Origin of the sequence: Halovenus rubra (genome assembly GCF_026586665.1) — an archaeon.
Classification (GTDB): domain Archaea; phylum Halobacteriota; class Halobacteria; order Halobacteriales; family Haloarculaceae; genus Halovenus; species Halovenus rubra.
The window spans coordinates 169,652-187,571 of record NZ_JAODIY010000013.1 but is presented as its reverse complement, the minus strand read 5'-3'; the positions used below and the strand labels follow the sequence as shown (position 1 = coordinate 187,571).

The following is a 17,920-nucleotide window of genomic DNA, read 5'->3' as shown; positions in this document are numbered from 1 at the left end:
AGTTTACTTTACTTCCTACTTACACTTAGGTAGCCTGTGTATATAAACCTGTTGATTACTGGGGTGTCCTGGACGCGGTCAGACTATAGCAGTTGTCGGCTCGGTCGCCAATAGGGGCAGTTAGGGGCAGCGATTCTGTTCATGTAGGTCCTGTTTTGAGAAGCACCGGATAGCCGAGTGCCATTTAAGTGTGTGGGTCCTCAACAGAATATCAGCTAGCGGGCAAGACTGAGTACACAACGATGTCAGAACAGAGTGATGGCGGGCGTACCGAGTCGGGGCATCAGCATCCCGGGGTGCAAAACGGGGGCGAATCGCTATCAGGAATTCGGGGCTGGCTCTCCAGGACGGCCAGAATGTTGACGGGGTCGACAGTGACGTTGACGGACTACGACCCTGCACGCCACGACCCACTGGTCACCTTCGACGGCCTCTCAGGCTACGAAGAGGTCGACCGCTACTGGGTGAACGTGCCGTTCTCGTTTATTTCCATCAACTACGACCCTGAAGACACCAAACACTACTATTATGTCGTCGAGCCAACGCTCACGGAACTGGAGCAAGACCTGCTCGACCGGCTGTTCGAGGATGTCCGTGGACCCTTACTCTACCGTGACTCGGTTGCGGACGACCCCGAACAGGCCTTGCGCGAGGAACTCGAATCCCGAATTGAAGAGTATGGGATACAGGTCACCGACGAGATGTTCTACCGGCTGTTTTACTACCTCTATCGGTCTTTCCAGGGCTATGGCAAGCTTGACCCTCTGATGCACGACCCACACATCGAGGACATCTCATGCGACGGGCCAGACCTCCCTGTGTTTGTCTATCACGACGAGTACACCGATATTGAAACGAGCGTGCGGTATGACCCACAGGAACTAGCAAACTTCGTCATTCAACTGGCCCAGCGCTCCGGGCGGCACGTCTCGGTTTCTGACCCAGTTGTCTCGACCACACTTCCGGATGGCTCCCGTATCGAACTTGCACTCGGTGAAGAAGTCACGCCGAAGGGTTCGGCGTTTACGATTCGGAAATACGCTGACGAGCCGTTCACGCCAATCGACCTGCTTAACTACGGCACTGCTGACGCGGAGATACTTGCGTTCATGTGGTTAGCAATCGAGAGCAACAAATCAATCATTTTTGCCGGCGGAACAGCAGCTGGAAAGACCACATCGATGAACGCTGTCTCGATGTTTCTCCCACCGCGGTCGAAGGTTATCACTATCGAGGATACCAAAGAACTCTCGTTGTATCACGAGAACTGGCTTTCTTCTGTCACCCGCGAACGGATGGGTGACGCCGATATCTCTATGTACGACCTGTTGCGGTCCGCACTGCGCCATCGGCCCGAGTATATCGTCGTTGGGGAGGTTCGTGGTGAAGAGGCAATAACGCTGTTCCAGGCGATGAATACAGGCCACACGACATTTTCGACGATGCACGCCGACTCCGTCCAGACAGTCATCAACCGGCTCGAAAACGAGCCAATCAACGTTCCGCGCCCGATGGTCACGTCGCTCGATATTCTGTGGGTTCAGGTTCTCGGTCGTTCCGACGGCGAACGCGTCCGGCGGGCCACAACTGTCGCAGAGATTGAGGGTATCGACCAGCGAACCGGTGAACTCGACTACTCAAATACATACTCATGGGATTCTCACTCTGATGAGTTCAGCGAACAGGGTTCGGAACTGCTCGACGAAATTCAAGAAGAACGAGGCTGGAGTGAATCCGAACTACTTACCGAGCTCAGAAACCGTCAGCGTTTCCTTCAGTACCTCCAAGACAACGATGTGACTGACTACCGCCGGTTCACCGCCATGGTCAACAAGTACTACGCGGACTCGGCGGAAGTCATGGAACGCATCGATGCCAAAACCGATGTGGAGGACTGAGGGCATGTGTAGCAGGGGACAACAAATACGTCGCCTGCCACAGAACACAGCGCTGGTAATGGTTGTTGTCTTCGCTGTGGGGTCTATCTGCCCGCAAAACACCGGGGGTACCTGATGAACCCAGCCTGGTTTCTTCCACCGATTCTCGTTGTCCTCATCGTGGGTGTCTACATCGGTGGGAAAGTCAACAAAAAAATCAAACGGTGGACTGACCGTCTTGCAAGAGTGTTGTTCGGCGGCTTGGTTTCAGCGAGCACCGACCGTGAGCAGCGTATTTATTCGGCGTTTATCGAGACGAGTTACCGGACCTACGCAGCCAAGAGCTATTTCTTTGCGCTGTTAGGACTTATCGCTGGGAGCATCGCAGGCGCATACCTGCTTGCCGGGGTGTTGGTCGTCCTCGACAGCATCGTTCAGATGCTTGCAGGCCTTCCCCGGACGATTACCGCGCCGTTTGGCATTACCTCGGACTGGCAACACGAGTTCTCGAACAGTACACGGTGGCTCATCTACCTCGGTGGGGGCACGGTCAGCGGGATACTGACAGCGACGTTGGCATACATTTTCCGCTGGCAACTCCCTGCAAGCGACGCGGAAGTCCGCCGCCGAGGTATCGAAGAAGGACTTCCCCGTGCGACGGCGTTCATGTTTGCGTTGTCACGGGGCGGAATGGAGTTTCCTCAAATCCTAGAGGTACTGACCGATAATCAGGCGGTGTACGGTGAGCCGGCACGGGAATTTAGCGTCGCAATCCGTGAGATGACGCTGTTCGGGACCGACATGATATCTGCGATGCGCCGGATGTCGACCCGGACGCCAAGTGAGCAGTTTAAAACGTATTCGGAAAACCTTACCAGTGTGCTCCAGAGCGGACGGGAGCTCTCGGGCTTTCTGGAAGAACAGTACGAGCGGTTCCGCGAGGACGCAGAGGAACGTCAGGAAGAAGTGTTGGATGTGCTTGCGACAATTGCCGAAGGATATGTCACAGTACTTGTCGCTGGTGTTCTGTTTCTTATCACCATCCTGCTTGTCTTTGGGTTGACAACAACAGATACGCTCTGGATTCTCAAGCTAATTATTTACCTGATAATACCGCTAGCCAATGCTGGGTTCGCAGTGTTCCTCCAGCAGCGGCTCGACCAGCTTGGTATCGCTAGACGGAGCGGCGGTGAAGTGCTTGACAAGATGCGAGCTGCAACGCCGAGTGCACCAGTCACAGCGACCGACTCACACAGAGCCGATGGTGGGTTCGTCGACGAGTATGAGCATGATAGCCGGCGGATGCTCGTACTGTATGACTACAGTAGTAGAGTCAAGTCGATACTCAAGAGCCCACTTCGCGTCTTCTTTTGGGACCCAGCCAAACTGCTCTGGCTCACTGTGCCTATTGCATTGCTTGCACTTTTGATCCGTGCTCCGACTGCGCTTCGGGGAGAAAGTATCGCTATCCGTACTCTTGACGACTTGCTCATTCAGTCTGTCCTGTTCGTACTAATTTCGTATGCTCTTTTCCGCGAGGTGTACAAACGCCGTATCGACCGCATTGAGGCCGCAACTCCTGAAATGCTTGAACGGCTCGCGAGTCTCAACGAGGCTGGGATGTCCGTTATCGAAGGGTTCGACCGGATTCGAGGAAGCGACCTTGGCGTTCTCTCGCCAGAAATCGAGCGTATCTGGCGGGACATACAGTACGGTGCGAACATTGATGACGCTCTTATCAGGTTTGGTCGCCGCGTTCGGACCACCGCGATTACCCGCGTTGTGACGTTGCTGACGAACGCGATGCGCGCCAGCGGTGAGATGGGACCGGTGCTTCGAATAGCTGCCCAACAGGCCCGCGCGGAGGTCAAGCTTAGGCGACAGCGTCGCCAGCAGATGTTTACCTATCTCGTCGTCATCTACGTCTCGTTTGTTGTCTTCTTGGTTATTATCGGTGCAGTCAACGAGGTGCTAGTTCCGAGTCTCCCCGACAGTGTTGCCCTCCCGGATAGCAACGAACTGGGGCGGCTCGGGGCGAGTCCAGATGCCTTCGCTCGCTTTGGTGATGTTGACAAGGCTGCATACACGCTGGTATTTTTCCATGCTGCGCTGATTCAGGCTGTCGCTGCTGGCTTCATCGCTGGTCAGCTTGGAGCAGGGTCGCTTCGTGACGGAGCCAAACACGCGGCTATCATGCTCACAATCGCTTACATTGCGTTTGTGCTGTTGTCCTCACCCGTCGCCTCCATCTCAGCGCTTGACACGACGAGTGATGGTGAGTCAGTGTTTGTTGAGTCGGCCTCTCTCTCTGAGGGTGGATATATTGCGGTCTATGCCGCGGATACTCTTGACTCCGACCAAGCAGAACTATTGGGGCATACAGAGTATATTCCGCCTGGCTCTCACAGCAATTTCTTTGTCCCCCTACAAGACGGAACAATCAACAGCGACCGGTCTGTTCTTCTGGTTGCTCATCGAGACACCAACGGAAATAATGCCTTTGACTTCCAGCTTCAGTCTGTCGGTACTAACTCCCAGTCCGACAGTCCGTATCAAAGCCTCTCGGACCGCGGGACACCCGGTGTCACTGTTGATGTGACGTATATCGGTAACTCCGATGAGTAAGACCGTCTCTCTCTCTTTGGAACCGGTAACTTTGGGTATCCTGAGTCCTATTTCAACACGATGACCACAGAGGAGACGGCGAGTACGGACGGAGTTCGTGCCACGTATAACGAAACCGAGACCGAGCGCCTGCTGACGTTTACTGCTGGTGGGCTAGAAGCAACGGTTGCACAGAACGTAGAGGGGTACGCAATGCTCAAAGTTCGGGACGGCTCTGGCGACGAACTGGAACGGTACTACGGTTTCGACATGGCGCTGGACCACGCCGCTGAGTTGCTTGGTGTCTCAGTCCATGACCTGCCTGTTCCGGATGGAGCCGACGATATGGGGATGTAACTGGAGGGCACTGTCACAGCTCCCGCTCGAAGACCAGTCCAATAGTCGTTCCCTCGCGAGAGAGTGTTTCTGCGAGCCGCCACCCCTCGCTCGCGTGTTCGTTGATAACTGATTCGATATTAGAGATTTTCCCACTCCGTGCTTCTGTCGCGTGGGTGGTATAGACGTACTTTTGTTCTGCCATACTAGAACGGAAGGGTCTCGACAGTTAAGCCACTGGCTTTATGTCGGCTTTTTTTTGATGTCACAGCGGTGCCCGGTAGACTTAACCGTAGAGTATCCGACACCCAGATATGGAGACACGCGAGGTGTTCTGGCGCATCTATCGTGAATCTCTTCCTGTGCTGTTGATTGCGCTTGTCGGCGGACTGTTTTCGGGACTCGTGTTGGAGGAACTTGTCGCAAGCGTCGAGCGCTTCCCGGGACTGCTGGTCATGGTGCCGGTCTTCTTGGCGACCCGTGGGAACGTCTACGGGGCTCTTGGTGGCCGTATCGCCAGCGGGCTTCATCAAGGGCTGATTGACCCACAGTTCAAGTGGGATGACCGTCTCATCAATGCCGCGCTTGCCTCCTTTGTCAACGGAATCGGTGTTTCTGTGATTATCGGCGTCGTAACTTGGGCTGCGCTTCTTGTGATGGGTTGGGAACACGCACTGCTTATCGAATTTGTCCTTATCATGTTGGTCTCGGGACTGTTGACTTCGGTCGTGATGATTTTTGGCCTGCTTGGGCTCTTGTTCGCTGGCTTCAAACGTGGCTACAATCCCGACAACCTCGTTGGCCCAATCGTGACGACTCTTGGAGATATTTTCGGCATGATTTTTCTGTTCTTCTCGGTCTGGCTCGTCGACGTGGTGATTGGATGAAGACCCGTAGCTGTACAACAGAGGGCCATCCTGAATGAAGACGGAACCTAGTTCGCTCGGCTCGTGGGGCTGGAAAACGATTGTTAAGCATATGTTCCCACTGCTCGTTGTCCTGATTGTCATCGTGCTTCTCGCGGGGATTCGGTTGGAAGACGCCCGGTCGTTTCTCTCTGAGTATCCAATTTTGTCGGTGATGATTCCGACAATGGTTGCTATGGGGGGGAACCTCGGCTCTATTCTCAGTGCACGCTTGACCACGCGGTTTCATCTCGGAACGACGACACTCGACCTGCGAGACCGTGTGCTATGGGCAAATATTCTCGCGATACTCGCCCTCGCAGCGACGCTGTTTACCGCACTTGCCTTGGGTGTGGCGGTGCTTGGGCTCTTTGTCGAGTCGCAGGTTGGCGTTGGCCAACTGCTTTTTATTTCGCTTGCAAGCGGATTGTCCTTAGCGGTCATCGCTATTGTTTTCAGTTTCGTGACGACCTATCTCTCATACCGATTTGGAATCGATCCCGACGATACGACCATCCCTATTGTGACGAACGTGGTCGACGTCTTCGGGATGGTTATCTTTCTTGGGATGTCTCGTCTTGTCCTTGGGTAGCCACGGCTCGTGGTGCCAGTACAAAGACACACGTCGGCCGTTGTATCGTCGCTCAGGACCCTGCGGTAGCAACCAACTGTTCGGTCGCGTTCCACGTCCCACGGGCAATGAGCATATCTCCTTCGTTCACGGCGTCGTCGCTGTCGGGATAAAACACCCACTCGTCATCAACACGGTGGATGGCGATAACGGAGACACCGGGATTGGTCTCGCGCACAGTGGTGACTGTCTCCCCAGCAAGCGGACTCCCTGTCTCGACTGCGACGCGGCGAACACCGATTTCGCTTTCCTTGACTGACTCCGCGATGACGGGATGCGTGTCGATATCGCGGAGAATTCCCTCTGTGATTTCAAGCGCGGCATCGCTTATCAGTTCAGTACTGTTAGCGAGATGGAACAACCCACGGAGACGAACTGGGTCGGTAACCTCGCTTGCGGCACGGAGTACCCATGCCTCAAGTCTCGACTGGAGCCCGTCGACCTCTACCTCCAGTGCATGGACTTCCTCGGCAAGGGCAGTATCGTCGAGCAACACACTCGCATACGCGAGGTCGACTGAGAGCTCACTCACGTTTTTCATCAGGACAATTGTGTCGACGGCCCGCGTCAGGTCCGTAATATCGTGATCAACTGGCTCGTTCCGCTCGTACCGTTCTCCGGTGACCGTTTCATAGACCGAATCGAGACCGTGTTCGCTTCCTCGGAGCAACAACACGTCACCCTCATCCAGTGTCGTGTCGTAACCCGGAGTCAGCTCCCACTCCGTCCTGTCGTGACGGAGCGCGATAACCCTGACACCGGTTTCGGTTTCGAGGTTTATGTCGCCGAGTGTCCGGCCATTGTACGGTGAATCCGAACTGAGCGTTGCTCTTGCAAGGACTTCTGTGGCCTCTGGAAGAGCCGCACGTATCGAACCCGGCAGCTCTTCTTCGCCCAGAACCACCTGCGCGATATCCCCAGCGGCCTCGCTAATCTTCTCGGCGGCACCGATGATTCCCAGCACGGGCGCGAGTTGTCTAGCTCCGTCTGTCGTCCGCGCTGCCATCAGGGTATTCATTCGTGCCTGCATCTGTAACACGTCCATCCGAGATTCGAGTTCTAAAACCTCCTCAGCGAGTGGGTCGCTGTTGTGTAATAACGCCGAATACGCAAGATCGACAATGAGTTCGGAGGCATCCTTCATCGAGATGAGAAGCTGCTTGACACCGACAGGCTCGTACTCAACCGACTGGGACTCGTCGCCATCTTCGAACGGGGCCATAGCTTTTCTTTCTCCCTTCTGTCGTTTTACTCTATCGGCGCTTCAGGGCAGTCACGTTGGAACGTCGACACCACTCCGGAACTGTTGTGATACCGGACCGACAACTACCGTTGTCCTGTTTTATCAAAACTGATATTTTCTCCACTATTCTCTTCTGTCGCGTTTGACTATCTCTGTATAGCATGTCTGGATTCCGGACCGACAGCCGCTCTGCGTCACCCGTTATTGGCAATTTATTGCTAGTCGCAATCATTCTTGTTCTGGGGACTGTGATATTTACCGTCAGCGCTACCTTTCTCAATGGATACGGAACGCCGACTGCGGACGCAGCCTTCGAGTTCACACAGTCGCCGGCTGGGCTGGTCTTGCAGCCACAGGCACTCGGGACAGATATTGTCGTCAAGCTCGATGGCACCGAAATTGAACGGCTAGCGTCCGACGAGGTGGGCACGTCAATACTGTTACCAACCGCTCCCGGGAGCCAGATTACGGTTGTCTCACAGGATGAACAGCAGTCGGTGTTACTCCGTGAAGAAGTCGACGACCGCGACCGACTTGGCGATTTTACCGCCTACTACACATTCGAGCAAGGAGCCGACTCTGACACACTACAAGACCTCTCAGGAAATGGTAATGACGGTACACTTGTTGATGAGGGTGGTGGAAACGGGCCGGAGTGGGGAGGCTGTGGACTGCAGTTTGATGGGGTAAACGACCGCGTCGACATCACCGATATTAGTGCACCAGTCAACGTCTCAGAGTTCACAGTCGTCGTCAAATACACTCAGACCGGCAAGAAAGGGAGTATCAACCAACTCATCGAACACCAATTCTCGGGTGGAAACGAGTGGTTTTTCGAAACAAGTCCCAGTAATAACGGTGGGTATACAATTGATTACGCAGTTGAGTTCCCGGATGAGGTAGTCGCGTCTGGGGCGGTGTCGACGAATACGACCCATGTTGTTGTCGGGACATTTGACGGGAACAGTTACGACCTCTATGTCGATGGCAACCGTATCGCGAGTGGAAGCCACTCTGCTTCTGTGGGGATGGGTGATCTGCGATTGGGCCGTGATTTCGAAAGTTCGTCACAGTATTTCGACGGGGCACTCTGTGAGCTTCGGCTCTACTATACTGCATTTGATAGCAACCAAATCGAGCAGATTACCACGGTACTGGGATCGTAGCCGCGACTGTTTGCAGGGAGTGAACGCTTTTTGTAGGGTGTCCACAGCCAGTTGTGGCTGTCTTTGCCGGGAAGTCGGCCAACCTAACAGCTTGGGGACAGAAAACAGCAGCCGAAAAAGCCAAACAGTAACCGGTCAAATAGAGGGATATGAGCGCAGACCAGGAACAGCAGACGATACGGTGTCTTGTAGCCAAAGTTGGGCTGGACGGGCACGACCGTGGTGCACACGTCATTTCGCGTGCACTACGTGACGCCGGGTTCGAAGTTATCTACTCCGGACTCCACCGTGCACCGGAAGAGATTGTGCAGGCGACCGTTCAGGAGGACGTTGATGTCCTTGGTATCTCGATTCTTTCGGGTGCACACGACACACTTATTCCCGAGATTATTGACGGTCTCAAGGAGTACGACGCGTTTTCGGATACGCTGATTCTCGTCGGCGGTATCATTCCTGACGACGACGAGAAAGAGTTGAAGGAAATCGGCGTCTCAGAAGTGTTCGGTCCCGGCGCATCAATGGAGCAGATGGTCGAGTTCGTGCGAGAAAACGCCCCTGACAAAGAATGAGCGACCTCATCGACGAGTTGCTGTCGGGCAAGCACCGAGCGCTCGCCCGCGTCATCACAAAGATTGAGGACCGTCGGGCCGGCTACCGAGACCTCGTCTCACAGATCCACCAGCATACCGGCAACGCTGATGTTATCGGCGTCACCGGTTCACCGGGGTCGGGAAAATCCACGTTGGTCGACAAGATGGCAGCGACGTACCGTGACCGTGGGTTGACTGTCGGTGTCATCGCTATCGACCCCTCCTCGCCATTTACCGGCGGTGCGGTGCTTGGTGACCGTATTCGGATGGGTTCAAACATCGGTGACATGGATGTGTTCTTCCGTTCGATGTCGGCCCGTGGCTCGCTTGGTGGCCTCTCGACAGCGACCACTGATGCGGTCAAGGCACTTGATGCATTTGGCAAGGATAAGGTCATCATTGAAACAGTCGGTGCCGGGCAAAACGAGATTGATATCGTCAAGACCGCGGACACGGTGATGGTGTTGGTACCGCCGGGGAGCGGCGACGATGTCCAGATGCTCAAAGCTGGTATTCTCGAAATTGGCGACGTGTTCGTCGTCAACAAGGCCGACCTAGATGGATCGAGCCGGACAGTTCAGGAACTCCGTGAGATGCTTCAATACGGCGATGGTGATATCCCGAGCACTGGTGGTCACCACGGTGCTGGTTCGATGGACGAGACAGAGGGTCTACAACTGGAAAGCGAAGCCGAGGGCTGGGACCCTGATATCGTCGAGACAGTCGCCAAGCGTGACGAAGGCGTTGCTGATGTCCTCGACTCGCTCGAAGAGCATGCAACGTATCTCGACGAAAGCGGCGAGCGTGAGCAACAGAGCCGAACCCGCTACGCAGAAGAGATTCGCACGCTTGTCCGCGAGGACGTCAACGAACTCCTCACTGCTGAAATTAATAACCAGGGTGGGATGGAGGCGTACGTCGATGACGTTGTCGCACGCGAGACCGACCCCTACACTGTGTCTGATGACTTGGTCGGGCCACTTGCCGACTGCGTTCGCGAGCGCCGTGAAAAGTAATTTCTGGGGATTGACGCTGCCAACCAGCCGCCCATTACATGCCGTCTGATTGGGGCTGGTTGCGGTTGTTTTCTTTTATGACTCTCCCGTCTTTGCTTGCCTTGCGTCGCAGTCGCTCTCTTCGATAGGTGGGCTTTGAGTTATCGAAAATAGACCGTTCTAGCAGTTCGAGGGGTGGATGCCAGCAAGACTCACAAATTTATAAACACGCCGCGGTCGAAATTGCCTGTATGAAACTCCGGAATACACTTGCGGCGGTTGCAGGGTCGGTTGGCGCTACGGCACTCGCGAACCGACTGCTCGCATCCCGTGCCGAACAGTTCACGCCGTTTCTCGACGGCGACCACGGAACGTACCGTTGGCGCGGCTTCGATGTTGCCTACACTGAACTCGGCGACCCCGAAGACGACGATATCATTCTCTTTCACGGTATCAACGCAGCCAGCTCAAATCACGAGTTCGCCGGTGTGGCTCAAGAGCTTGCTGAGCAGTATCACGTCATCGCGCCTGACCTGCCTGGGTTTGGACAATCTGACCGGCCTCCGCTGATGTACTCGGAGTCACTGTATACGACGTTTGTCACTGATGTCCTCGAAGAGTTCGGTGACGAACCGCTCGTCGTCGCATCCGGGCTCTCAGGAAGCTATGTGGCCAAAGCAGCGCAGACGGTTGCAGTCGATGAGCTACTGCTGGCTTGCCCCACCGATACGACGATGGGCGACAGACAAGTCTGGCTACGGGGGCTCGCGCGCTCTCCTATCCTCGGACAAGGGTTATTTAACCTCATGGTCAGCAATCGAGGGCTGGAATACTTCCAGTCCGATCACGGCTACTACAATATGGAACAATATACCGACGATGTCAAGCAGTACGAGTGGCTGTCAGCCCACCAGCCCGGTGCTCGCTTTGCGCCGGCATCGTTCGTTAGTGGCTTTCTTGACCCGGACGAGGATCTTGGTGACATGCTGTCAACAGTTGACGTGCCGGTGACACTGTTCTGGGGCCGCAATAGCGATCTTCTCCCCTTGTCTCGTGGTCGCCAGCTCGCAAAAGAAGTTGACGCTGGATTCGTTGTTTTCGACCGCGCAAAACTGCTCCCACATACCGAACATCCTGAACAGTTCGTCGAAACACTCACTCAAGAACGCCACGTGACGCAGTAACTGGCTGTATCGTACGAGAGCTACTGTTTTGCCTCGAAGATATCCTCGAAGGCACTCATCTCTCGTGTTGTGACAAGTTCGCGTGTTGTTGCCTGTAGCGTTTCGCGCGCTTCCAGAAGCTCCTGATACCGCTCGTCTTCGTTCAGGCGCTGTCGGGGCTTCTTCGCTTCAAGTGTCGTAATCTTCTGGCAAACCCGGTATAGCTCGGATACCTTATCCTCGTACTCCCTGAGTTCGAGCAATTCTGTGATGATTGACTGAAGCGTGGGCTCGTCGACCGGCTTCGACACGTAGTAGTCAAACGGCATCTCGACGATATCGAAGTCAGGATCGACAGCTGTCACCATCGCAACATGGCAATCGTATCCCTGTTTGCGGATGCCTTCGAGTACATCTTCTCCGGAGAGGCCTGGCATGTGACGGTCAAGGAGAACAACATCGACCCCATCATGCATCTGGTTGAGGGCCTCTTGGCCACTCGTTGCTGTTTCCACGCTGTAATCGTCATTGAGCCATAGCTCGAACGCTTGAACAACCCGTTTTTCGTTATCGACTGCCAGCACCACTGGAGACTCTGTCTCAGTAGCATCCGACTCTTTGTCTGTCATTGGGTCTCAACCTCAAATCGTGCACCGCCATCAGCTCCTGTCATTGCGGTGAGCGACCAGCCGTGTGCTCGAACAATATCTTCGACGATACTCAATCCGAATCCAGTATTCTCTTTTTTCGTACTGTAGCCGTAATCGAACAGTGTTTCGGTTGCAGAATCCTCGAATCCGGAACCATCATCCTCGATGTAAAACCCTGCCGTGTCGCTGAGTGTGCCAACCCGGACTGTTAGATTCTCACCGCCGTGCTCGATTGCATTACGAAACAGGTTTTCAAACACGGTCCGCAGCCGTTCGGGGTCTGCGTCGACTGTCGAGAGCGTTGGGGTCGTCTCGAGGGTCGCAGCTTCAGTCCCCACGATAGACCATGAATCCTCGACGATATCCTGAAGAGCTACTTCTTGGGGTTCTCCGACAGTCTGTCCTTGCTTTGCAAGAGTCAGAACGTCCCCAATGAGTGCGTCCATCCGGTCGAAAACCTCATCAAGCTCGTCCAGCGCTTCCTCGTTACCTGCCTGTGCAACTGCAAGCGTTGCCCGTGCGGTCTGTAGTGGCTCCCGAAGGTCATGCGAGACGATGCTGGCGAACCGTTCGAGTCGTTCGTTCTGTCGTTCCAATTGGTCCGCACGCTCTACTTGTGCTGTGACATCGCGCATAATTCCCGAAAACACCTGTTGGCCATCGTAACTGTGCTCTTCGAACGTAATCGAAAGCTGGACTTCGTGCCCGTTCTTGTGCTCTCCGGGAAGCTCGATACCGTTCCAGTCAATGCTCCGTTCGCCACTTTCGAGATAGTCGTCGACACTCTTGAAATGAGCGTCGTGATATCGGTCAGGTATCAACACCGTCAACTTCTCACCAATGAGTTCTTCGGGCCTGTATCCGAATACACGCTCAACTGACTGATTCGCATAGAGAATCGAACTGTTTTGATCGATTGAAACAATCGCGTCCGAGCCGTTTTCGACCAGTGAGCGAAAAAACTCCGTACTCTGTATCGGTGTATCGAGGTCAGCAGTCGATATTTGTAACTCACTGGACGAGTCAGATGAAACCATTATCAACTCTCATATAGCCAACCACTAATATCCCTCGGGAAGATCTAGCTGTCCGTACCCTTCTGAAACTGCCACGCTGTGTCGTACGTGTACTCCTTTTGCTCGTGAAACAGTGACGCTCAAAACGAAAAGACCGGGAGGAACTGAAACGTGAGATAGGAACCAACAGTAGCGATAACCGGAACAACATTTTGCATAATGACGACACGAGCGGTTGTCGATGGGTTGAAAAGTTCGCTCGCAGTCGGTATGTCTTCTGGCTTTTCCTCGCCAATAGATGGCAACTCCTCACCACCTTCGTCACCGGCGAGGGAGCCAACCGAAACAGCAGGTGTCTGCTCTTGACGAATATCAGAGACGGTTGCTGTTCTGGTTGCTCGACCCCAGCCGAGGCCGATAATGCTCATTGTTGCGATGATGACGAAGCTGGCTGGAATGCCAATTGCAGAGAGAACAACCACAATAGTTGCACTCACACTGGCTACGACGATAGAGGCTGTCAGCGGAAGCGATGTCAAGTCGTTACCGAGTGTATCAAGCGTCCGTCGTCCGATAGTAAATGAACCGACACCGACGGCGAATGAACCAATGATAATTCCCTCATTCATGCCAATGTCGTTGCTTCCAACGAGGGGCGCAATTGCATTCGCGATATTTGAGGTTCCTGAAGAAAACGCCATAAGACAACCAATGACGATCACAGTAACAGTCCCAAGAAACTCTCGCCGTGTCGTGTTTGGCCCGGAAACGACCCGCGGTATCCGGCCAGACCTGTCAAGTTCTACCAGAGCGCCCTTTGTCTGGACGAGTGCGACACGACGGTTGAGTCGCGCATAGAAGTATCGACCGATGACGCCAGAAATCCAGAACGCGATAATCGGGGCAACAACCCACCACGTCATGATCTGCCCCATCACGCTCCATTTAAGCTCTCCAGCGGCCAGTGCTAGCCCCGCGATTGCGCCCACGGCAGTCATCGACGTCGACGCTGGGACACCAGCGTAGTTGCCAATAAACAGCGCACCGCCGATGAAAAACAAAACGACAACGTTTGCTTGAAGCGTAAATATTGCGGTCGTCTGAACGAGGTCTCCGCCCAGCGTTTCGACGACTCGACGACCGATGCTGAACGCGCCGAGGAAGAAAAATACTGCAAACAGGCCGGCAGCAAACGCTTTAGAAATCGTATTTGCACCGACAGCCGGTCCGAATGCAGGGCCAGTCGTCGAGCCACCGATATTATACCCTACAAAAAGGACAACAATAATGCCGAGTCCGAGTAACAGTTCGCTCACAGTTCTGATGACGACTGGCCGTCCATTAAGCATGTCGAGTACAGATTCTTCTAGTGACGCGTTCTATTCTCTTAGACGTTCTTGGCTGACAGGCGAAAGACAAACAGCAGACGACTGGCAGACGGTGCACAACACCTTTTAGCGTGCCATGACAGTGTTCAATAATGACTGGGCTGGGTGATCTACTGGACGAACTTGTCGCCGATATCGATGCGCTCCTCCTCTTTTCACAAGATGGGTCAGCATTCGAGACATTCAACGAGCCAGATGTCTCCACAGTTGTGGTGGCAAAAGAGAACACCGTCGACGCAGACGAGTTTGTCGAGTTACCACTCGACTTTACCGATGTCGGTGGTCGTATCAGATTCGGTATCGAGGGAGCACTCGGTCAGGAACTTATTACGGAGGATGACGAAGTCGTCTGTCTCACCCGGTCGTTCGAGGAAAACGACGTCGATACTATCATTCGTATTCGGGCCGATGAGTTCACACAGACGGGCGTCTACAGCCTGTTTACCAACTCACGACCGGACGCTGACGTTGTTCGTGATGTACTCGAAGTAGCAATCGAACTCGGCAAGAAAGGACAGAAAGGGAAACCTGTTGGTGCGCTGTTTGTTGTCGGTGACGCTGGCAAAGTAATGAACAAATCCCGGCCGCTATCGTACAACCCCTTCGAGAAATCCCACGTCCATGTCGGTGACCCGATTGTGAACGTGATGCTCAAGGAGTTCTCTCGTCTTGATGGCGCGTTCGTTATCTCTGACAGCGGGAAAATCGTCTCAGCATACCGCTATCTTGAACCGGCAGCCGAAGGGGTAGACATCCCGAAAGGTCTCGGCGCACGACATATGGCGGCTGGCGCAATCACGCGGGACACCAACGCAATCGCTGTCGTTCTCTCGGAAAGTGATGGGATGGTACGAGCGTTCAAGGCAGGCGACATCGTGCTCGAACTGGACCCGGAGGAGTATTAGATGATTGGCGACGTTGCTAACGCTATTCGGGACGTGTTCTCCAAGGAGACCGCGTTTACATTCGCTGTCGGTATTCTCCTCATTGGGCTGGTTGTTTCGTATCTTGTCTGGCGATGGACACACAGATTCTTTGAGCGGATGGATATCAATGACGCCGTCGAGGGGACATCATTCGAACGCACCGCACAGGGCATGGGAACCTCGACAGCGGGTATTATCGGCTCGATGCTCGCTGCCTTTGCGTACATACTTGCGCTTATTATTGCGTTCAACGTTGCCCAAATATCCGATACAGCGCTGTTCTGGGCGAGGGTGGCAAACTATCTCCCACGCCTGTTTATTGCGCTCGTTGCTATTATCGTCGGTTTGCTGGCCGGTGAGAAGGGCCAACTGCTCGTTCAGGAACGGCTTCAGTCGATTAAACTACCTGAAGCTGCGATAATCCCGGTCCTTGTCAAGTACAGTATCTACTATATCGCAGGTCTGATTTCGCTTGCCCAGTTGGGCGTTGCGACTGCAGCGTTACTTGTCTTGCTTGGGGCCTACGCGTTCGGGCTTGTCTTCCTTGGCGGCCTCGCGTTCAGAGACTTGCTTGCCGGTGCGGCGGCGGGTGTCTACCTCTTGTTACATGAACCTTACAGCATTGGTGACGAGGTCCGTATCGAAGAGACGCGCGGCATTGTACAAGAGGTGGATATGTTCGTCACGCACGTCGAGACGGACGGTGAGGAGTATATTATTCCAAACCAGCAAATTCTCCGTGACGGCGTTGTCAGAATTCGAGACTGAAACAAACCGACCATTGGCAATCTCACGAAAAGAGAAATATCACGCCTAAGACGGTAATCTCTCGGACTCGACCTATTCTCATGCTGTATACTATATCGTCACTCATCCACCCCAGTTCTTGGGCCGGGGTTGGTGAGGTTGGTAAAGACGCGGTCTTGTCTGACAGACAGTCGAACAGACCGGACTCTCATGTGGTCCGGAGAGTTCGATAAGAGGTTTCTGGTAACGTACGTAGCGCGATTAATTGTACGGCTACTCTGAGCTGGTTCGGGAGTAATCTGACTGTGACACGTCCTTTCGAGAAACAGCGACGCGATATTTTTCTCACGAAAAAACTCTGCCTACGCTCGCGTCAATTCGATGGATTACCCTTCGGTTTCAGTCTCGCTCTGACTACTTGTTGTCGTCGTGGTTGTCGTGTCGTCGTCATTGAGGTCCATGTATTCGTCGTCTTCATCGTCTGCAATTTCAGCTTCGGGGTCAGCGACCTCTTCAAGCTCCTGAAGTTCTTCTTCGACTTGCTGACGACCACGCTTGAACTCACCCATTGCCTGACCCGTCGACCGTGCGAGCTTTGGAATTTTGTTTGCGCCGAACAGCAGAACCGCGATTAGTAGGATGACGACCATTTCCATGCCGCCAGGAACTGGACCAAACAACGGTACGAGTGTACTTGCCATTTCTATCCATACCTTGCCAACTGCCGATTATAGTCTTTTTGCTCTATTTACTGCCCCACGACCTCACCCATCGGCCAGCTCTTGAGACAACAGAATGTATTTAGAGGGTCTGAATAGGGAGAAAAACCCAGAATTTCCGGGATATACAGGCAACTTCGGCCGCCCATACCACACGTTGCAAAGTCATAATTATCTTATTCGGGCGCGCTCAAGCAGCATTATGGTTTCTGACGGCGACGACGCACCAGATTTCACTGCACCGCTTGCCAACGGCGACGTGGAGACATTGACGCTCTCCCAGCGACTTCCGGACGACGCACCTGTCGTCCTTGCTTTCTTCCCCGGTGCATTCACAAGTGTCTGCAGTCACGAGATGAATACATTTGAGGAGCGTCTCGACGGGCTTACCGACCGGGGCGCGACGCTGTTCGGTGTCAGTATCGACACCCCCTTTTCGCTTAATGAGTTCCGCGAGGAACTGGATTTATCTTTTGGGCTTGTGAGCGATACGAACCGCGACCTCGTCCATGCCTACGATGTTGCGACTGACTTCGAGGATATAGGCGTCGAAGATATCGCCGAGCGTGCTGTCTTCGTCATCGACGATTCTGGCACGATTAGCTACGCCTGGGTAGGCGAGAACGCAGGCGTCGAACCCGATTATGACGAGGTTGTGGCCGCCGTCGAAGCAGCGGCCTAACTCAGTGCTACTGCAGGATACTCTGGCTGAATCGAGTAGCCTCCTGCTATCGCTCTTCGAGATGTGCATGCTCGATTTCAAGCGGTCCCGCTACGCTTGATTACCCGTCGGCTCAGATTGCTTTGCAAGCTCTTCGGTGATATCTATGCTGTACTCGGGAATCTCTAACTGGACAGTAATACCGCGGGAAGGCAATTCAACTGCTGGGATGCATGTTTTGTCTGCGGTTTCCCAGAGAGATAGCAGACTCTTGTTGGCCAACAGTCCTCTGCAGTCGGTGTC

Annotated in this window: 18 protein-coding genes; 12 read left to right on the top strand and 6 right to left on the bottom strand. The window is 54.1% G+C overall.

Annotated features, from left to right (window positions below; all coding sequences use genetic code 11):
• Positions 1-242: 242 nt before the first annotated feature.
• The 3 genes from N5098_RS13270 to N5098_RS13260 all read left to right on the top strand — a co-directional run bounded on the left by N5098_RS13270 (position 243) and on the right by N5098_RS13260 (position 4,838).
• Positions 243-1,898 carry a type II/IV secretion system ATPase subunit gene (locus tag N5098_RS13270; RefSeq protein WP_267638359.1) on the top strand — a complete coding sequence of 552 codons (1,656 nt, stop codon included), beginning with the start codon at positions 243-245 and terminating at the stop codon, positions 1,896-1,898.
• 114 nt (positions 1,899-2,012) lie between these two features.
• Positions 2,013-4,502, top strand: coding sequence for a type II secretion system F family protein (locus N5098_RS13265; RefSeq protein ID WP_267638358.1), 2,490 nt, complete (start codon positions 2,013-2,015; stop codon positions 4,500-4,502).
• Positions 4,503-4,562: 60 nt separating this feature from the next.
• A complete protein-coding gene (locus N5098_RS13260) occupies positions 4,563-4,838 on the top strand; it encodes a DUF7111 family protein (protein WP_267638357.1) in 276 nt (91 codons plus the stop codon).
• Positions 4,839-4,851: 13 nt separating this feature from the next.
• On the opposite strand, the gene N5098_RS13255 is transcribed toward N5098_RS13260, so the two are convergent.
• Positions 4,852-5,022 (bottom strand): DUF4177 domain-containing protein, encoded by a 171-nt coding sequence (locus N5098_RS13255; RefSeq protein ID WP_267638356.1) that lies wholly within the window; start codon positions 5,020-5,022, stop codon positions 4,852-4,854.
• Positions 5,023-5,131: 109 nt separating this feature from the next.
• On the opposite strand from N5098_RS13255, the gene N5098_RS13250 reads away from it, so the two are divergent.
• Together N5098_RS13250 and N5098_RS13245 are read left to right on the top strand one after the other, a co-directional pair.
• Positions 5,132-5,704, top strand: coding sequence for a magnesium transporter (locus N5098_RS13250; RefSeq protein ID WP_267638355.1), 573 nt, complete (start codon positions 5,132-5,134; stop codon positions 5,702-5,704).
• A 34-nt stretch (positions 5,705-5,738) separates the two neighbouring features.
• Positions 5,739-6,314, top strand: coding sequence for a magnesium transporter (locus tag N5098_RS13245; protein ID WP_267638354.1), 576 nt, complete (start codon positions 5,739-5,741; stop codon positions 6,312-6,314).
• Between the two features lie 52 nt (positions 6,315-6,366).
• Here N5098_RS13245 and N5098_RS13240 read toward each other — a convergent pair whose 3' ends face one another.
• Positions 6,367-7,575, bottom strand: coding sequence for a potassium channel family protein (locus N5098_RS13240; protein WP_267638353.1), 1,209 nt, complete (start codon positions 7,573-7,575; stop codon positions 6,367-6,369).
• Between the two features lie 182 nt (positions 7,576-7,757).
• On the opposite strand from N5098_RS13240, the gene N5098_RS13235 reads away from it, so the two are divergent.
• The 4 genes from N5098_RS13235 (at position 7,758) to N5098_RS13220 (ending at position 11,531) form a co-directional block, all read left to right on the top strand.
• Positions 7,758-8,762: a LamG domain-containing protein gene (locus N5098_RS13235; protein ID WP_267638352.1), complete on the top strand. Its 1,005-nt coding sequence runs from the start codon at positions 7,758-7,760 to the stop codon at positions 8,760-8,762.
• Positions 8,763-8,911: 149 nt separating this feature from the next.
• Positions 8,912-9,331, top strand: coding sequence for a cobalamin B12-binding domain-containing protein (locus N5098_RS13230; RefSeq protein ID WP_267638351.1), 420 nt, complete (start codon positions 8,912-8,914; stop codon positions 9,329-9,331).
• Entirely contained in the window at positions 9,328-10,368 is a 1,041-nt protein-coding gene (gene meaB, locus N5098_RS13225) for a methylmalonyl Co-A mutase-associated GTPase MeaB (RefSeq protein WP_267638350.1), read from the top strand. The genes N5098_RS13230 and meaB overlap by 4 nt, the downstream gene beginning before the upstream one ends.
• A gap of 230 nt (positions 10,369-10,598) precedes the next feature.
• Positions 10,599-11,531, top strand: a complete 933-nt coding sequence (locus N5098_RS13220; RefSeq protein ID WP_267638349.1) for an alpha/beta fold hydrolase — start codon at positions 10,599-10,601, stop codon at positions 11,529-11,531.
• Positions 11,532-11,551: 20 nt separating this feature from the next.
• Here the strand turns inward: N5098_RS13220 and N5098_RS13215 are convergent, their stop codons facing one another.
• The 3 genes from N5098_RS13215 to N5098_RS13205 all read right to left on the bottom strand — a co-directional run bounded on the left by N5098_RS13215 (position 11,552) and on the right by N5098_RS13205 (position 14,525).
• Positions 11,552-12,139, bottom strand: a complete 588-nt coding sequence (locus N5098_RS13215) for a response regulator (RefSeq protein WP_267638348.1) — start codon at positions 12,137-12,139, stop codon at positions 11,552-11,554.
• A complete protein-coding gene (locus N5098_RS13210) occupies positions 12,136-13,197 on the bottom strand; it encodes a two-component system sensor histidine kinase NtrB (protein WP_267638347.1) in 1,062 nt (353 codons plus the stop codon). Before N5098_RS13210 ends, N5098_RS13215 begins: the two co-directional genes overlap by 4 nt.
• 119 nt (positions 13,198-13,316) lie before the next feature.
• A complete protein-coding gene (locus N5098_RS13205; RefSeq protein WP_303651933.1) occupies positions 13,317-14,525 on the bottom strand; it encodes an inorganic phosphate transporter in 1,209 nt (402 codons plus the stop codon).
• 131 nt (positions 14,526-14,656) lie between these two features.
• Between N5098_RS13205 and dacZ the strand changes: the two genes are divergently transcribed.
• Positions 14,657-15,469, top strand: coding sequence for a diadenylate cyclase DacZ (dacZ, locus tag N5098_RS13200; protein ID WP_267638345.1), 813 nt, complete (start codon positions 14,657-14,659; stop codon positions 15,467-15,469).
• Complete coding sequence (locus N5098_RS13195) at positions 15,470-16,258, top strand: mechanosensitive ion channel domain-containing protein (protein ID WP_267638344.1); 789 nt, start codon at positions 15,470-15,472, stop codon at positions 16,256-16,258.
• A 365-nt stretch (positions 16,259-16,623) separates the two neighbouring features.
• Here the strand turns inward: N5098_RS13195 and N5098_RS13190 are convergent, their stop codons facing one another.
• Positions 16,624-16,938 (bottom strand): Sec-independent protein translocase subunit TatA/TatB, encoded by a 315-nt coding sequence (locus N5098_RS13190; RefSeq protein WP_267638343.1) that lies wholly within the window; start codon positions 16,936-16,938, stop codon positions 16,624-16,626.
• 220 nt (positions 16,939-17,158) lie between these two features.
• Here N5098_RS13190 and N5098_RS13185 point away from each other — a divergent pair, with 220 nt between their 5' ends.
• Positions 17,159-17,638, top strand: a complete 480-nt coding sequence (locus N5098_RS13185) for a redoxin domain-containing protein (RefSeq protein WP_267638342.1) — start codon at positions 17,159-17,161, stop codon at positions 17,636-17,638.
• Positions 17,639-17,920 lie beyond the last annotated feature (282 nt).

Excerpts from the sequence above, each read along its gene's own strand:
- N5098_RS13250 (WP_267638355.1), top strand. The coding sequence starts at position 5,132 with ATGGAGACACGCGAGGTGTTCTGGCGCATCTATCGTGAATCTCTTCCT.
- N5098_RS13205 (WP_303651933.1), bottom strand. The coding sequence starts at position 14,525 with ATGCTTAATGGACGGCCAGTCGTCATCAGAACTGTGAGCGAACTGTTA.
- N5098_RS13255 (WP_267638356.1), bottom strand. The coding sequence starts at position 5,022 with ATGGCAGAACAAAAGTACGTCTATACCACCCACGCGACAGAAGCACGG.
- N5098_RS13210 (WP_267638347.1), bottom strand. The coding sequence starts at position 13,197 with ATGGTTTCATCTGACTCGTCCAGTGAGTTACAAATATCGACTGCTGAC.
- N5098_RS13265 (WP_267638358.1), top strand. The coding sequence starts at position 2,013 with ATGAACCCAGCCTGGTTTCTTCCACCGATTCTCGTTGTCCTCATCGTG.
- N5098_RS13270 (WP_267638359.1), top strand. The coding sequence starts at position 243 with ATGTCAGAACAGAGTGATGGCGGGCGTACCGAGTCGGGGCATCAGCAT.
- N5098_RS13215 (WP_267638348.1), bottom strand. The coding sequence starts at position 12,139 with ATGACAGACAAAGAGTCGGATGCTACTGAGACAGAGTCTCCAGTGGTG.
- N5098_RS13195 (WP_267638344.1), top strand. The coding sequence starts at position 15,470 with ATGATTGGCGACGTTGCTAACGCTATTCGGGACGTGTTCTCCAAGGAG.
- N5098_RS13190 (WP_267638343.1), bottom strand. The coding sequence starts at position 16,938 with ATGGCAAGTACACTCGTACCGTTGTTTGGTCCAGTTCCTGGCGGCATG.
- dacZ (WP_267638345.1), top strand. The coding sequence starts at position 14,657 with ATGACTGGGCTGGGTGATCTACTGGACGAACTTGTCGCCGATATCGAT.
- N5098_RS13185 (WP_267638342.1), top strand. The coding sequence starts at position 17,159 with ATGGTTTCTGACGGCGACGACGCACCAGATTTCACTGCACCGCTTGCC.
- meaB (WP_267638350.1), top strand. The coding sequence starts at position 9,328 with ATGAGCGACCTCATCGACGAGTTGCTGTCGGGCAAGCACCGAGCGCTC.
- N5098_RS13260 (WP_267638357.1), top strand. The coding sequence starts at position 4,563 with ATGACCACAGAGGAGACGGCGAGTACGGACGGAGTTCGTGCCACGTAT.
- N5098_RS13220 (WP_267638349.1), top strand. The coding sequence starts at position 10,599 with ATGAAACTCCGGAATACACTTGCGGCGGTTGCAGGGTCGGTTGGCGCT.
- N5098_RS13245 (WP_267638354.1), top strand. The coding sequence starts at position 5,739 with ATGAAGACGGAACCTAGTTCGCTCGGCTCGTGGGGCTGGAAAACGATT.
- N5098_RS13240 (WP_267638353.1), bottom strand. The coding sequence starts at position 7,575 with ATGGCCCCGTTCGAAGATGGCGACGAGTCCCAGTCGGTTGAGTACGAG.
- N5098_RS13230 (WP_267638351.1), top strand. The coding sequence starts at position 8,912 with ATGAGCGCAGACCAGGAACAGCAGACGATACGGTGTCTTGTAGCCAAA.
- N5098_RS13235 (WP_267638352.1), top strand. The coding sequence starts at position 7,758 with ATGTCTGGATTCCGGACCGACAGCCGCTCTGCGTCACCCGTTATTGGC.